Source organism: Streptomyces sp. NPDC015242 (assembly GCF_043079125.1).
GTDB lineage: Bacteria > Actinomycetota > Actinomycetes > Streptomycetales > Streptomycetaceae > Streptomyces.
Map to the genome: position 1 here is coordinate 1 of NZ_JBIBUF010000016.1, position 14,011 is coordinate 14,011.

Annotated in this window: 14 protein-coding genes; 6 read left to right on the forward strand and 8 right to left on the reverse strand. The window is 70.2% G+C overall.

The features are described 5' to 3' along the window. Window positions 1-254: 254 nt before the first annotated feature. From ACF07N_RS35615 to ACF07N_RS35630, 4 genes are all read right to left on the reverse strand, one after another. Window positions 255-830 (reverse strand): TerD family protein, encoded by a 576-nt coding sequence (locus ACF07N_RS35615; protein ID WP_094058093.1) that lies wholly within the window; start codon window positions 828-830, stop codon window positions 255-257. A 119-nt stretch (window positions 831-949) separates the two neighbouring features. Beyond that, window positions 950-1,525 carry a calcium homeostasis/redox stress adaptation protein gene (locus tag ACF07N_RS35620; RefSeq protein WP_383323101.1) on the reverse strand — a complete coding sequence of 192 codons (576 nt, stop codon included), beginning with the start codon at window positions 1,523-1,525 and terminating at the stop codon, window positions 950-952. Between the two features lie 146 nt (window positions 1,526-1,671). Beyond that, entirely contained in the window at window positions 1,672-2,130 is a 459-nt protein-coding gene (locus ACF07N_RS35625; RefSeq protein ID WP_383323098.1) for a peroxiredoxin, read from the reverse strand. Between the two features lie 128 nt (window positions 2,131-2,258). Next, on the reverse strand, window positions 2,259-2,696 hold the full coding sequence (locus ACF07N_RS35630) for a DUF3052 domain-containing protein (RefSeq protein ID WP_010048512.1): 438 nt from the start codon (window positions 2,694-2,696) through the stop codon (window positions 2,259-2,261). A gap of 418 nt (window positions 2,697-3,114) precedes the next feature. Between ACF07N_RS35630 and aceE the strand changes: the two genes are divergently transcribed. Then, window positions 3,115-5,862, forward strand: a complete 2,748-nt coding sequence (gene aceE / locus ACF07N_RS35635; RefSeq protein WP_383323094.1) for a pyruvate dehydrogenase (acetyl-transferring), homodimeric type — start codon at window positions 3,115-3,117, stop codon at window positions 5,860-5,862. A gap of 82 nt (window positions 5,863-5,944) precedes the next feature. Further along, on the forward strand, window positions 5,945-6,679 hold the full coding sequence (locus ACF07N_RS35640; RefSeq protein ID WP_383323089.1) for a potassium channel family protein: 735 nt from the start codon (window positions 5,945-5,947) through the stop codon (window positions 6,677-6,679). Window positions 6,680-6,744: 65 nt separating this feature from the next. On the opposite strand, the gene ACF07N_RS35645 is transcribed toward ACF07N_RS35640, so the two are convergent. Both ACF07N_RS35645 and ACF07N_RS35650 read right to left on the reverse strand, forming a co-directional pair. After that, window positions 6,745-7,056 (reverse strand): small hydrophobic protein, encoded by a 312-nt coding sequence (locus tag ACF07N_RS35645; protein WP_383323084.1) that lies wholly within the window; start codon window positions 7,054-7,056, stop codon window positions 6,745-6,747. Window positions 7,057-7,299: 243 nt separating this feature from the next. Further along, the gene (locus ACF07N_RS35650) at window positions 7,300-8,919 is read right to left on the reverse strand and encodes an MFS transporter (protein ID WP_392120962.1); all 1,620 of its coding nucleotides are present in this window, start codon (window positions 8,917-8,919) and stop codon (window positions 7,300-7,302) included. Window positions 8,920-9,035: 116 nt separating this feature from the next. Here ACF07N_RS35650 and ACF07N_RS35655 point away from each other — a divergent pair, with 116 nt between their 5' ends. The 3 genes from ACF07N_RS35655 (at window position 9,036) to ACF07N_RS35665 (ending at window position 11,868) form a co-directional block, all read left to right on the forward strand. Then, window positions 9,036-9,668, forward strand: a complete 633-nt coding sequence (locus tag ACF07N_RS35655; RefSeq protein ID WP_392120964.1) for a TetR family transcriptional regulator — start codon at window positions 9,036-9,038, stop codon at window positions 9,666-9,668. 73 nt (window positions 9,669-9,741) lie between these two features. Then, entirely contained in the window at window positions 9,742-10,950 is a 1,209-nt protein-coding gene (locus ACF07N_RS35660) for an alpha/beta hydrolase (RefSeq protein ID WP_383586388.1), read from the forward strand. 66 nt (window positions 10,951-11,016) lie between these two features. Next, on the forward strand, window positions 11,017-11,868 hold the full coding sequence (locus ACF07N_RS35665) for a DUF4429 domain-containing protein (RefSeq protein WP_392121015.1): 852 nt from the start codon (window positions 11,017-11,019) through the stop codon (window positions 11,866-11,868). Window positions 11,869-11,951: 83 nt separating this feature from the next. Here the strand turns inward: ACF07N_RS35665 and ACF07N_RS35670 are convergent, their stop codons facing one another. Together ACF07N_RS35670 and ACF07N_RS35675 are read right to left on the reverse strand one after the other, a co-directional pair. Next, a complete protein-coding gene (locus tag ACF07N_RS35670) occupies window positions 11,952-12,965 on the reverse strand; it encodes an aldo/keto reductase (protein ID WP_392120966.1) in 1,014 nt (337 codons plus the stop codon). Beyond that, window positions 12,962-13,426 (reverse strand): MerR family transcriptional regulator, encoded by a 465-nt coding sequence (locus ACF07N_RS35675; RefSeq protein WP_392120968.1) that lies wholly within the window; start codon window positions 13,424-13,426, stop codon window positions 12,962-12,964. Before ACF07N_RS35675 ends, ACF07N_RS35670 begins: the two co-directional genes overlap by 4 nt. A 98-nt stretch (window positions 13,427-13,524) precedes the next feature. On the opposite strand from ACF07N_RS35675, the gene ACF07N_RS35680 reads away from it, so the two are divergent. Next, window positions 13,525-13,995, forward strand: a complete 471-nt coding sequence (locus ACF07N_RS35680; RefSeq protein ID WP_383323064.1) for a GNAT family N-acetyltransferase — start codon at window positions 13,525-13,527, stop codon at window positions 13,993-13,995. Window positions 13,996-14,011 lie beyond the last annotated feature (16 nt).

Consider the following 14,011-nt stretch of genomic DNA (forward strand, 5'->3'; position numbering starts at 1 on the left):
GATCGCTACGACACCGAACGCGGTCCACCCTCCGTAGAAGACCGCTGCGACCAGGCCGAGCGCGGTGACCGCGAACGACCACCCGAAGGTTTTCAGAACCACTGGCTACCCAATCGTGTGTTGGGGGTCCCCCCCAGACGGAGTCTGGGGGAGGCACTCCCCCGCGCCGTACCCGGCTTTACGAACTTTTGAAGCCGAAGTCTAGTCGGGCTCCCTCCGACCCCCAGGGGGCCCCGCGTTTTGCTCATAACGCGTTACGAGACGTTGACCCCGAAGTCCAGGGCGATGCCACGCAGACCGGACGCGTACCCCTGCCCCACGGCCCTGAACTTCCACTCGCCCTGGTAGCGGTAGACCTCACCGAAGATCATCGCGGTCTCCGTGGAGGCGTCCTCGCTGAGGTCGTAGCGGGCGAGCTCCTGGCCGTCGGCCTGGTTCACGACCCGGATGAACGCGTTGCTGACCTGGCCGAAGGTCTGGCCCCGCTCGTCGGCCATGTGGATGGAGACGGGAAACACGATCTTGTCGCACTGGGGCGGCACCTTGGAGAGGTCGATCAGCAGCGACTCGTCGTCGCCGTCGCCCTCGCCGGTGAGGTTGTCACCCGTGTGCTCGACCGAGCCGTCCGGGCTCTTGAGCTGGTTGTAGAAGACGAACCACTCGTCCCCGAGCACCCGGCCGCCGCTGCACATCAGCGCGCTGGCGTCGAGGTCGAACGGGGCTCCGGTGGTGGAGCGCGCGTCCCAGCCGAGCCCGATCATCACCTGAGTGAGGTTCGGTGCGGCCTTGGACAGGGAGACGTTGCCCCCTTTGGCAAGCGTGACGCCCATGCTGATGTCCCTCCCCGATGGTGTTACTGAGGTGGTCCTGCACGTCCGGCGCCGCACGTAAACCGTGCGGCGCCGGACAGAAAGGACCCGGGGCCCCTCGCGGGGGCCCGTCAGGTGGCTCAGACGTTCACGCCGAAGTCCTGCGCGATGCCGCGCAGGCCCGAGGCGTAGCCCTGGCCGATGGCGCGGAACTTCCACTCCGCGCCGTGCCGGTAGAGCTCACCGAAGACCATGGCGGTCTCCGTGGAGGCGTCCTCGCTCAGGTCGTACCGGGCGATCTCGGCGCCGCCGGCCTGGTTGACGACGCGGATGAACGCGTTGCGCACCTGGCCGAAGGACTGCTGGCGGGTCTCGGCGTCGTAGATCGAGACCGGGAAGACGATCTTCTCGACGTCGGCCGGGACGCCGGCGAGGTCGACCTTGATCTGCTCGTCGTCGCCCTCGCCCTCACCGGTGAGGTTGTCACCGGTGTGCTCGACCGAGCCGTCCGGGCTCTTGAGGTTGTTGAAGAAGACGAAGTGCGCGTCGCTGGCGACCTTGCCGGAGCTGTTCAGCAGCAGCGCGCTGGCGTCCAGGTCGAAGTCGGTGCCGGTCGTGGTGCGCACGTCCCACCCCAGACCGACGATGACCGCGGTCAGACCCGGCGCCTCCTTGGTCAGCGATACGTTGCCGCCCTTGCTGAGGCTGACTCCCACGAGTCCTCCATTGGTGTCAGGGGCGGGATGCCCCGTTGTGCTCGGATGTCGGATCAACGACTCGATCCTAGTGACGGGTTCCCGCACCCCGCAGGCCCTGGAGCCGACATTTCAGCGGGTGTCGAGCGCTTGGGGCCCGAGTGGCGTCACAGGGAGTCGAGCGCCTTCACGTAGTCGTTCAGGTCGCGCGCGTCCGGCAGGCCGTTGACGACGGTCCACCGCACGACGCCCTCCTTGTCGATGACGAAGGTGCCGCGCACGGCGCAGCCCTTGTCCTCGTCGAAGACGCCGTAGGCGCGCGAGACGTTGCCGTGCGGCCAGAAGTCGGACAGCAGCGGGTACTCCAGGCCCTCCTGCTCCGCGAAGACGCGCAGGGTGTGGATGGAGTCGTTGGAGACCGCGAGCAGCTGGGTGTCGCGGTCGGCGAACAGGGGCAGGTTGTCGCGCAGCTCGCACAGCTCGCCGGTGCACACGCCGGTGAAGGCGAAGGGGTAGAAGAGCAGCACCACGTTCCGCCGGCCGCGGAAGCCGGACAGCCGCACGGTCCTGCCGTGGTTGTCCCTGAGCTCGAAGTCCGGGGCCTTGTCGCCGGCCTGGATCGCCATCCTCGCGGGTGTCCCTTCGTGGAGCGGTGGAGCGGTTTCCGGTGGGACGACCACCCTACGCAGGGACCCGCGCAGGCCTGCGGGCGGGCCGACGCTGCCGGCCCGCCCCGTCCGTACGGTCCGTACGGCTAACGCTTGGACTTGGCTGCTTTGGGCGTCGCCAGGCGGCTCCCGCTCCAGTCCTTGCCGACGCTGACGCTCTTGGACGCCGTCAGGCCGGCGGTCGTGGCGGCTTCCGAGATGTCACTCGGCTCCACGTAACCCGAACGGCCGGTCTTCGGCGTGAGGAGCAGGATGGCACCGCCCTCTTCGATGTACGTGGTGGCATCGACCAGCGCATCCGTCAGGTCGCCGTCGTCGTCACGGAACCACAGCACAACGGCGTCGGCCACGTCGTCGTAGTCCTCGTCCACCAGGTCGCCCTCGACGATGCCCTCGATGGCCTCGCGGAGTTCCTGGTCCACGTCGTCGTCGTAGCCGATCTCCTGGACCACCTGCCCGGGCTGGAACCCCAGCCTGGCGGCAGGGTTCGTCCGCTCCTCCGCGTGGTCCGCGGTCGCGCTCACGGGTTGCCTCCTGATCATGTTTTGGGAAATATCTCAGCCACGCGCGTGCGCGAAGCATTGGCCGTAGTCCACACGGGCGGGGCGGATCGCGCAAGTACCCGGCCGTTCAGACCGCCGAAACGGTGACGATCCTGGCCGTGTCACCGCAACTTCAGGCACACCATCATGGCCCCTGGTGACGCACACCACACCTTTCTGCCCCGTTTGGGCGTTTGGGAATCGTCCGTGGGTACGAGACTCGAAGGTATTCGCCCCATACGTCACGGACCGATCGCACGCTCGGGTTACCGCTCGGTAGAGATGACGCGCGACGGCCGCGAGGTGGACCATGGGGAGCGGCGCAGCCCTCGGCGACGACGCCCAGCGACGACAGCGAAACAGCGGCCCTCGCACGGCCCTCCGACAGGTAAGGAACAGCGTGGCTTCCGCATCCGATCGCAACCCGATCATCATTGGCGGCCTTCCGAGTCAGGTTCCTGACTTCGACCCCGAAGAGACGCAGGAGTGGCTCGACTCCCTCGACGCCGCCGTCGACGAGCGCGGCCGGGAACGCGCCCGCTACCTGATGCTCCGGCTGATCGAGCGGGCCCGCGAGAAGCGCGTGGCCGTGCCGGAGATGCGCAGCACGGACTACGTCAACACCATCCCCACCAAGAGCGAGCCGTTCTTCCCGGGCAACGAGGAGATCGAGCGCAAGATCCTCAACGCGACCCGCTGGAACGCGGCCGTGATGGTGTCGCGCGCCCAGCGTCCGGGCATCGGCGTCGGCGGCCACATCGCCACGTTCGCCTCCTCCGCCTCCCTGTACGACGTCGGCTTCAACCACTTCTTCCGCGGCAAGGACGAGGGCGACGGCGGCGACCAGGTCTTCTTCCAGGGCCACGCCTCCCCCGGCATCTACGCCCGCGCCTTCCTGCTGGACCGGCTCAGCGAGCGGCACCTGGACGGCTTCCGCCAGGAGAAGTCCAAGGCGCCGTACGCGCTGTCGTCGTACCCGCACCCGCGGTCGATGCCGGACTTCTGGGAGTTCCCGACGGTGTCGATGGGCCTCGGCCCGATCGGTGCGATCTACCAGGCCCGGATGAACCGGTACATGGAGGCGCGCGGGATCGCCGACACCTCCAAGTCGCACGTCTGGGCGTTCCTCGGCGACGGCGAGATGGACGAGCCGGAGTCGCTGGGCCAGCTGTCCATCGCCGCCCGCGAGGGCCTGGACAACCTCACGTTCGTGGTCAACTGCAACCTGCAGCGCCTGGACGGCCCGGTGCGCGGCAACGGGAAGATCATCCAGGAGCTGGAGTCGATCTTCCGCGGCGCCGGCTGGAACGTGATCAAGCTGGTCTGGGACCGCACCTGGGACCCGCTGCTCGCGCAGGACCGCGACGGCGTGCTGGTCAACAAGATGAACACCACGCCGGACGGGCAGTTCCAGACGTACGCCACGGAGACCGGCGCGTACATCCGCGACCACTTCTTCGGCGACGACCACCGGCTGCGCGCCATGGTCGAGAACATGACCGACGACCAGATCCTGCACCTGGGGCGCGGCGGTCACGACCACCGCAAGATCTTCGCGGCGTACAAGGCGGCCGTCGAGCACAAGGGCCAGCCGACGGTCATCCTGGCCAAGACGATCAAGGGCTGGACGCTGGGCCCGAACTTCGAGGGCCGCAACGCCACACACCAGATGAAGAAGCTGACGGTTGACGACCTCAAGCGCTTCCGCGACCGTCTGCACCTGCCGATCCCGGACAAGGAGCTGGAGTCCGGCGTGCCGCCGTACTACCACCCGGGCCGGGACTCGGAGGAGATCCAGTACATGCACGACCGCCGCAGGAGCCTCGGCGGTTACGTCCCCACCCGCGTCGTCCGCTCCGAGCCGCTGCCGCTGCCGGAGGAGAAGACGTACGCGACCGTGAAGAAGGGCTCGGGTCACCAGTCCATCGCGACGACCATGGCCTTCGTCCGGCTCCTGAAAGACCTCATGCGGGACAAGGAGATCGGCAAGCGGTTCGTGCTGATCGCGCCGGACGAGTACCGCACGTTCGGCATGGACTCGTTCTTCCCGAGCGCGAAGATTTACAACCCGCTCGGGCAGCAGTACGAGTCGGTCGACCGCGAGCTGCTGCTGGCGTACAAGGAGTCGCCGAACGGCCAGATGCTGCACGACGGCATCTCGGAGGCGGGCTGCACGGCCTCGCTGATCGCCGCCGGCTCGGCCTACGCCACGCACGGCGAGCCGCTGATCCCGGTCTACGTCTTCTACTCGATGTTCGGCTTCCAGCGCACCGGCGACCAGTTCTGGCAGATGGCCGACCAGCTGGCGCGCGGTTTCGTCCTGGGCGCGACCGCCGGCCGCACGACCCTGACCGGTGAGGGCCTGCAGCACGCGGACGGCCACTCGCAGCTGCTGGCCTCGACGAACCCGGGCTGTGTGGCGTACGACCCGGCGTTCGGCTTCGAGATCGCGCACATCGTCAAGGACGGGCTGCGCAGGATGTACGGCAGCTCGCCCGAGCACCCGCACGGCGAGGACGTCTTCTACTACCTGACCGTCTACAACGAGCCCATCCAGCACCCGGCCGAGCCCGAGAACGTGGACGTCGAGGGCATCCTCAAGGGCCTGTACCGCTTCAGCGAGGGCACCGCCGGGCAGACCCCGGCGCAGATCCTGGCCTCCGGTGTCGCGCTGCCCTGGGCGATCGAGGCCCAGAGGATCCTGGCCGACGAGTGGAACGTCCGGGCGGACGTCTGGTCGGCGACCTCCTGGAACGAGCTGCGGCGCGACGCCGTGGCCTGCGAGGAGCACAACCTGCTGCACCCGGAGGAGGAGCAGCGGGTGCCGTACGTGACGCGGAAGCTGGCGGACGCGCAGGGCCCGGTCGTGGCGGTCTCCGACTGGATGCGGTCGGTTCCGGACCAGATCGCGCGCTGGGTGCCGCAGCCGTACCAGTCGCTCGGCGCGGACGGCTTCGGCTTCGCCGACACCCGGGGCGCGGCCCGCCGCTTCTTCCACATCGACGCGCAGTCGGTCGTGGTGGCGGTGCTGACCGAGCTGGCCCGTGAGGGCAAGGTCGACCGGTCGGTGCTCAAGCAGGCGATCGACCGGTACCAGCTGCTCGACGTGTCGGCGGCGGACCCGGGGGCCGCGGGCGGCGACGCATAGCGGACAGACCCTGTCAAGGGGTGGTGAGCCTCACGGGTGCACCGTGGGCACACCACCCCTTCACGTTTTCTACGATGCGGCCATGCAGCAGCAGCCGGCCCGACTCCGTTGGGAACACCACACGCAGCGCCCCCTCTTCGGGCTGGCCCTGGCCTTCGCCGTCGCCTACGCGGTGCCGATCGTCCGGCCGGACGCCGGCGGGGAGGTGGTGCGCGTCTGCACGGCCGTCGAGTGGGTGGTGTGGGCGGCGTTCGCGCTGGACTACCTCGTCCGGCTCGCCCTGGCCGAGCGGCGGCTGCAGTTCGTCCGGACGCACTGGCTGGACCTGGGGGCGGTGCTGCTGCCGCTGCTGCAGCCGATGCGGCTGCTGCGGCTGGTGTCCACGCTGCTGCTGGTCGGCCAGCGGGCGCGGATGGCCTCCCAGATACGGCTCACCACGTACGTCGCGGGCGCCGTGGTCGGTCTGATGATGTTCGGCTCGCTGGCCGTGCTCTCGGTGGAACGGGACTCGCCCGACGGGAACATCCGGACGCTGGGTGACGCGGTCTGGTGGTCCTTCACCACGATGACGACCGTGGGCTACGGGGACCACGCGCCGACGACCGGGCTGGGGCGGATGCTCGCGGTCGGGCTGATGCTGTCCGGGATCGCCCTGCTGGGTGTGGTGACGGCGAACATCGCCGCCTGGTTCATCGCCCGGTTCGAGAAGGACGACGTCGAGGAGCGGCGGCAGACCGAGGCCATACGCGAGCTGACGGAGGAGGTCCGGGCGCTGCGCGGCGAACTGGCGGCGCTGAAGGGGACGTCGGTGGAGTGACAGGAAGGAGGCCCCCGGCGCGGTCGCCGAAGGCCTTCCCTCACGTCCCCGGACGGGGCGGCACGTCAGAACAGCATGCCGTTGCCCGGAGTCGCCGCTCCCGCCAGCCAGACCAGGGCCAGGAGCGTGTCGATGGCGCCCAGGACGAGGGCGACCACGGCCGTGACCGGCCGGGAGCCCGCCCAGCTGCGGCCCATCGCGAGCCAGCCGCAGACGATCGCCACGGGGCCGAGGATGATCCCCAGCACGAAGAAGCCGGCGACCGCGCAGATGACTCCGATGATTCCGAGCGTCGCGCGATCCGGCCCGGTACGTGACCACGTCCGGCCACGTGAGCGGGGGTGCCTGCGCGTACCGTGTCCGAAGCTCGCCATCATCAACTCCCGTCAACCCTCAGTCGGTTGGGTTCGATGCGGGTACGGCATGGCGAGTACCCCGGATACGGCCCTCAATCCCGCTGCCTGCGCGCCACCCCCCTCCGGCGGCGCGCCGCAGCGTCCGTCCTCCATGCCCTGCGGAGGACTTGACCCACTGTGACCTGGGAGGGGGGCTGAAGGGGAGGGATCACCGGCCTCGTTCACCCTGATAGGCGAACTCGGCCGGGATCCGCGGCGGTCCGGTCAGATGTGCCCGACGCCCGCGCCGGCCTCGGCGTTCTCCCCGCGCTTGGTGAGGAACGCGACGAACACGGCGACGGCGGCCACGCCCGCCGCGGTCAGCGAGGCCAGGCTCATGCCGTCGATGAACGTGGTGTGCGCGACCTCGGTGATCTTCGCGGCGATCTGCTCGGGCGTGCCCGGGGGCACCGGGGCACTGCCCTGCTGGACGGCCAGCGCCGCCTGCTCGGACTGGGCCGGGGTGAGCGGGGGCAGCCCCGCCTCCGCCCAGTTGCCTGCCAGCTCGTTGTCGACCTTGGAGGCCATGACCGCGCCCAGCACGGCGGTGCCCAGGCTGCCGCCGATCTGCATGGCGGCCTGCTGGAGACCGCCGGCGACACCGGAGAGCTCCATCGGCGCGTTGCCCACGATGACCTCGGTGGCGCCGACCATGACGGGAGCGAGGCCGAGGCCGAGCAGGGCGAACCAGACGGACATCACACCGCTGCCCGTCTCCGCGTCCAGAGTGGACATGCCGTACATGGCGATGGCGGTGAAGGCCATGCCGCCGGCCAGCGGGATGCGCGGTCCGAACTTGGTGATCATCACGCCGGCGAGCGGCGAGCCGACGATCATCATGCCGGTGAGCGGCAGCAGGTGCAGACCGGCGTCGATCGGGCTCATTCCGTGCACGTTCTGCAGGTAGAACGTCACGAAGAACAGGCCGCCCATGAACGCGATGGCCATCAGGACCATGAGGACGACACCCGCCGACAGCGGGACGGAACGGAACAGCGCCAGCGGGATCAGCGGCTCCTTGACCTTCGTCTCCCAGAGGGCGAAGAGAACGAAGCCGACGACCGACGCGACGATGAACGACCAGGTCTTCAGATCGCCCCAGCCCCACTCCGGGGCCTTGATCAGAGCCCAGACGAGGCAGAACATGGCCGCGGACAGCAGGGCGATGCCGAGCAGGTCGAAGGAGCGCGGGGCGTTCTCGGCGCGGTGGTCGAGCAGGATCCACACACCCAGGACGACGGCGAGGACACCGACCGGCACGTTGATGAAGAACACCGACTGCCAGTTGACGTGCTCGACGAGCACACCGCCGAGGATCGGGCCGCCGGCGGTGGAGGCGCCGATGACCATGCCCCAGATGCCGATCGCCATGTTCAGCTTCTCGGCCGGGAAGGTGGCTCGCAGCAGGCCGAGCGCGGCCGGCATCAGCAGGGCGCCGAAGAGCCCCTGGAAGACGCGGAAGACGATGACCGCGGTGATGCCCTTGGACAGCCCGATGGCGGCGGAGGAGGCGGCGAAGCCCGCCACGCCGATGAGGAACGTCTGGCGGTGGCCGAACCGGTCACCGAGCTTGCCCGCGGTGATCAGGGAGACCGCGAGGGCGAGGAAGTAGGCGTTGGTGATCCATTGCAGATCCGACCAGGAGGCTCCCAGGTCCTTGCCGATCGCCGGGTTGGCTATGGCCACGATGGTGCCGTCGAGGGCCACCATCATGACCCCCACTGCGACGGTGATGAGGGTGAGCCAGGGGTGCCCCCGCAGCCCCTTGCCCGGCGTCGCGCCCGACGGCGTCGCCGGTGTGTCGCCCCCCGGCCCCGTCGTGTCGATGGTGGTCTGACTAGTCATACGTTCGAGGCTAGTGACAGTCACTGACAATTGACAAACCGATTCACTAGTCGGTAACTGACACGACATCTCCGTATAGCCTGAGCTGCGGAAACACCGCGGACGGAAGGAACGCCTTGAACCTGCGCGAACGGAAGAAGCAGCGCACCCGGGACGCCTTGCTGCGGGCCGCCCTGGAGCTGTTCGTCACGCGCGGATACGAGGAGACGACCGTCGACGACATCGCCGCCGCCGTCGACGTGTCGCAGCGCACCTTCTTCCGCTACTTCGCCGGCAAGGAGGAGACGGCGTTCTTCGTGCCGCGGCTCGCGGAGGCCCTCGTGGTCGACGCCGTACGGGCCCGACCGCCGGGCGAGGTGCCGCTGGAGGCGCTGCGCCGGGCCGTGGTGGAGAGCTGGGACACCATCCACGAGGCCGTAGCGGAGATCGTGCCGATCGACCTCCACATGCGCGTCTACCGGCTGATCGAGTCGACGCCCGCGCTGCTCGCCGCCCATCTGCGCCGGGCGGCGGAACTGGAGGAGCAGCTCGCCCGCATCGTCGCCGAGCGCGAGGGGCTCGACGTGGACGCGGACCCGCGGCCGCGGATCCTCGTCGCGGTGTTCGGCGGGGTGATCCGGGTCACCGAGCGGCTGTGGTCCGCCGGGGACGACCTCACCCTGGAGGGGCTGCGCGCCCTCACCACGGCCTACCTCGATCAGGTGGGGCCGGCGCTGGCCGGGAACTGGCGTACGGAGCCCTCCCCCTGACCCACACACCGAAACGTGATCCCGGTCACTTGGTTAACGCGAGACCCTCTCGTTCTCCTAGTGTGTCCTTTCAGTGACTTCCTTCGACACCTCCCCGCAACTGAACGTCTGGCGCGCACTGCTCGCTCTGGCCGTCGTCTTCGTGATGCTGGCGACCACCGGCTGGACGGCCCTGCGCAACGAGCGGGGCGACACACCGCTGCAGGCCTCGCTCTCCGCGTGGGAGCAGGGCCGGATCGCCGGGCATCGCCTGCCGGACCCGCAGTCCGGGCCGGTGAGGCTCGCCCGCTTCTTCGCCTCGCTCGGCGAGCGGGACCGCGCGAGCCTGGTCCGCACGTACCCCCTCGCGGTCGGCAACATGAACGGCGCTCCGGTCGAGCTGCGCTACCGCGCCAACCGGCTGGCCCTGGCGAAGGCGCGGGACGTCGAGCGGGAACGCATGCGCGACAAGCGCCTCACCCCGGCCGGACAGCACCAGGCCGGGCGCAGGATGCACCGCTTCGAGGACCTGCTGGAGAAGGGCCGCCGCATCCTGGCCTTCGACCCGGACGGCTCGGGCCGGGTCGCGGAGGTCTTCGGCGACCTGCGCCGGGCGGACCGGGTCTCGGTCGTCGTCCCCGGCGTCGACACCGACCTGCTCACCTTCCAGCGCACCCACCGCCCCTACGCGGCGCCCGTCGGCATGGCCAGGGCCCTGTACGCGGCCGAGCGGCAGGCGAGCCCCTCGACCCGTACGGCCGTGATCGCCTGGGCCGACTACACGGCGCCGAGCGGACTCGGCATCGACTCGGCGACCGCGATGCGCGCCGAGGACGGGGCCGTGCGGCTGGACTCGCTGGTGCGGGCCCTGCCCGGCGGCGCCCCGGTGTCGCTGTTCTGCCACAGCTACGGCTCCGTGGTCTGCGGGGTCGCGGCGCACCGCCTGCCGGACCGGGTGTCCGACATCGCGGTGGCCGGCAGTCCCGGCATGCGCGTCGAGAAGGCGGCCCACCTCGGCACCGGCGCCCGGGTGTGGGCGATGCGCGACGCCGACGACTGGATCCAGGACGTGCCGTACCTGGAGCTCGGCGGGCTGGGCCACGGCGCCGATCCGGTGTCCGCCGGGTTCGGGGCGCGGGTGCTGTCGGCGGCGGGTGCGAAGGGTCACGCCGGCTACTTCGAGCCGGGCACCGCAAGTCTGTTCAATTTCGCAGAGATCGGCGTCGGCGCATACCGCTCGGTGCACTGCGCGCACGAAGACGGCGTCTGCCGGACCGGTTTGTCCGGTGCGACGGCGGCCTGACGCGCGTAGCGGCGAAGAAACCGCGGTCTGCCCGGGAGGGGGACGGAGGGGCGCGTGCCGCATACGATGAGCCGCATGGGTGACGTACTGGCCGGATTTCATGCCGCCTGGGAGTTCGAGTCCGACTCCGTGCTCATCCGCTACGAACGGGGGATTCGAACACCCAAGCTCTTCCAGGCCCTCGGTGAACGGCGTGTGCCCCTCGACGCCATCGCCGGGGTGACGCTGACGCGGGGCAAGCGCGGCACGGTCGTGCTGCGCGTCGAACCGCGGCCCGGGGCGGACCCGCTGATGGAGGCGGCCGCCGGGCAGCTGAAGGAGAGCGGCGACCCCTACCGGCTGGTGCTGCCCGCCGAGCGGGAGGTGCTCGCGGAGTACTACGCCGACGAACTGCGGGGGCTGCTGGCCGAGTCGGGGCCCGTGGACCGCTTCCTCGTGGAGCCGCCGAAAGGGCCGCTGTCGTTCAAGGCCTACGACGGCAAGGCGTCCTTCGACGGGCGGACCGTGACCTTCCGCTGGTTCTGGACGGGGGCGTCGTCGGCGAAGTGGAAGGCCGGGGACCAGAGTTTCTCCGTCGGCGAGCTCAACGGGGTGGAGTGGCGCTCGCCGGAGGTTTTCGAGGGGCATCTGCGCCTGCTGCGGCGGGACGCCGGGGAGAGCGCGGCGCAGGCCGACCAGGACCCGGCCGCCGTGGTGTTCGGGCTGGGGTACGGGCCGGTGCACGAGTCGTTGCCGTTCGCCGCGGCGGTGCTGGCCGCGGTGCGGACGTCCAGTCCGGTGGCCGCCGTGCCGGCACCGCGGCGTGACCCCGCGGACATCGCCGAGCGGATCCGGCACCTGGGGGAGCTGCATCAGGCCGGGCTGGTGACCGATGAGGAGTTCTCCGTCAAGAAGGCGGAGTTGCTGGCGGAGCTCTAGCGTCCGCGGGGCACTGCGCGCCGGCGCGCGCGGGCCGTACGCGGCCGGTCGCGCAGTTCCCCGCGCCCCTTCAGGGCGTTTGGCTACTCCCGGCCCGCCGACGTGAACGCCATGTCCGCGTAGCGGTCGCCCGCCACCTGGGCCGCGATGCCGTCCAGCAGGTCCAGTTGCTCGTCCGTCAGGACGATCCGGGTCGCCGCCGTGTTCTCCTCGACCCGGGAGGGCTTGCGGGTGCCCGGGATCGGGACGACCGGCAGGTCCCGGAGCGTCGCCTGCTGGTGGACCCAGGCCAGGGCGATCTGGCCGAGGGAGGCGTCGTGGGTCTTCGCCACCGAGCGGATCAGTTCCAGCAGGGGCGCGTTGGCCGTGGCGTTGTCGCCCGTGAAGCGGGGCTGCCGGCGGCGGAAGTCGTCGGGTGACAGCTCCTCCGCCCGGGCGAAGGCGCCGGTCAGGAAGCCCCGGCCGAGCGGCGAGTACGCCACGAGGGCCACGCCCAGTTCACGGGCCGCCGGGACGACGTGCCGCTCGATGTCCCGGCTGAACAGCGACCACTCCGACTGCACGGCGGCGATGGGGTGCACGGCGTGCGCGGCGCGCAGCTCGTCGGCCGTGACCTCGCTCAGGCCGAGGTGCTTGACCTTGCCCTCGCGCACCAGGTCCGCCATCGTGCCGACGCTCTCCTCGATCGGCACGTTCACATCGCGCCGGTGCATGTAGTAGAGGTCGATGGCGTCGACGTCGAGGCGCTTCAGGCTCGCCTCGACGGCCTGGCGGATGTAGGGCGGGTCGTTGCGGACGACACGGCGCGTCGGGTCGTCCGGCGGGATGGACAGGGCGAACTTGGTCGCGATGACGACCTCGTCGCGGTGGGCCTTGAGGAACGGGGCCAGGAAGCGCTCGTTCTCGCCGGCGCCGTACGCGTCGGCCGTGTCGTAGAGGGTGACGCCCAGTTCGAGGGCCCGCTCCAGGGTGGCCCGGGAGGCGTCCGCGTCCGAGGGGCCGTAGGCGAAGCTCATGCCCATGCAGCCGAGGCCCTGGACGCCCACCTCGGGGCCGTCGTCGCCGAGCTGGGCCGTCGTGATCCTGCCGTCCGTCATCGGGACCTCTCCGACGCCAGGGCTCGCCCGGCGTCCGCGTAGAAACTGATCTTCCAGTCGAGCACCGCGAGCGTGCCGCGCAGTTCCTCGATGCGCGCGAGGACGTCCTCGCGGGTGGTCTGCAGCAGCTCGAAGCGCTCGGCGTAGGTGTGGTCGCCCTCGCGCACCAGCTCCGCGTACCGGACCATGTCCGCGACCGGCATGCCCGTCAGGCGGAGTTTGCCGACCAGGTCGAGCCAGTCGAGGTCGCGGTTGGTGTAGCGGCGCTGCCCCGTGTGGGAGCGGTCGATGTGCGGCATCAGGCCGATGCGCTCGTACCAGCGCAGGGTGTGCGCCGTGAGGCCGGTGAAAGCGACGACCTCGCTGATCGTGTAGCGGTCCTCGCCGTCCGGGCGCCGGTTCTGCCGCGGTGGGCCTGCGCAGGTGTCGGTCCTGGTCCCCGTGGTCTCCATCACCGTCATGGTCCCCACGCTAGAACCTTGGAGTGCGCTCCAAGCAAGCGGCGACGGCAAGAAATCGGCAGGACGTCCCGCGATCCGGCTGGTTAGCGTACGGAGTCATGATTCCGGTACGCCGTGCACTGCCCCAGGACGCCGAGGAAGTCCTGCGCCTGCGGCAGGTCATGATCGACGCGCTGTTCCCCGCCGACCCCTCCGTCGGCTGGCACGAGGAGTCCCTGCCCACACTCAGGGCCGAACTCGCGGACGAGGACGGGGACTTCGCGGCGTTCGTCGTGGACCACCCGGAGCGGCCGGGGGCACTGGCCTCGCTGGTGGCGGGCACGATCGACTACCGGATCGGCAGGGCGGGCGACCCCCGGGGCAGGGTCGGTTTCGTCTTCAGCGTCGCCACCGACCCCGGGGCGCGGCGCCGGGGTTACGCGCGGGCGTGCATGACGACGCTGCTGGAGTGGTTCCGCGAGCGCGGTGCCCGGCGCGTCCAGCTCACCGCCTCGGCGGAGGCCGCGCCGCTGTACGTCTCCCTCGGGTTCCGGCCCAAGCCGGACCCCTTGCTGGAGCTGACGCTGTGAGCGCATAGGCTCGATC

Bases quoted from the DNA above. Each gene is read 5' to 3' on its own strand.
- ACF07N_RS35665 (WP_392121015.1), top strand. From the start codon at position 11,017: ATGAGCCGCATGGGTGACGTACTGGCCGGATTTCATGCCGCCTGGGAG.
- ACF07N_RS35625 (WP_383323098.1), bottom strand. From the start codon at position 2,130: ATGGCGATCCAGGCCGGCGACAAGGCCCCGGACTTCGAGCTCAGGGAC.
- ACF07N_RS35675 (WP_392120968.1), bottom strand. From the start codon at position 13,426: ATGACGGTGATGGAGACCACGGGGACCAGGACCGACACCTGCGCAGGC.
- ACF07N_RS35645 (WP_383323084.1), bottom strand. From the start codon at position 7,056: ATGATGGCGAGCTTCGGACACGGTACGCGCAGGCACCCCCGCTCACGT.
- ACF07N_RS35650 (WP_392120962.1), bottom strand. From the start codon at position 8,919: ATGACTAGTCAGACCACCATCGACACGACGGGGCCGGGGGGCGACACA.
- ACF07N_RS35640 (WP_383323089.1), top strand. From the start codon at position 5,945: ATGCAGCAGCAGCCGGCCCGACTCCGTTGGGAACACCACACGCAGCGC.
- ACF07N_RS35680 (WP_383323064.1), top strand. From the start codon at position 13,525: ATGATTCCGGTACGCCGTGCACTGCCCCAGGACGCCGAGGAAGTCCTG.
- ACF07N_RS35615 (WP_094058093.1), bottom strand. From the start codon at position 830: ATGGGCGTCACGCTTGCCAAAGGGGGCAACGTCTCCCTGTCCAAGGCC.
- ACF07N_RS35670 (WP_392120966.1), bottom strand. From the start codon at position 12,965: ATGACGGACGGCAGGATCACGACGGCCCAGCTCGGCGACGACGGCCCC.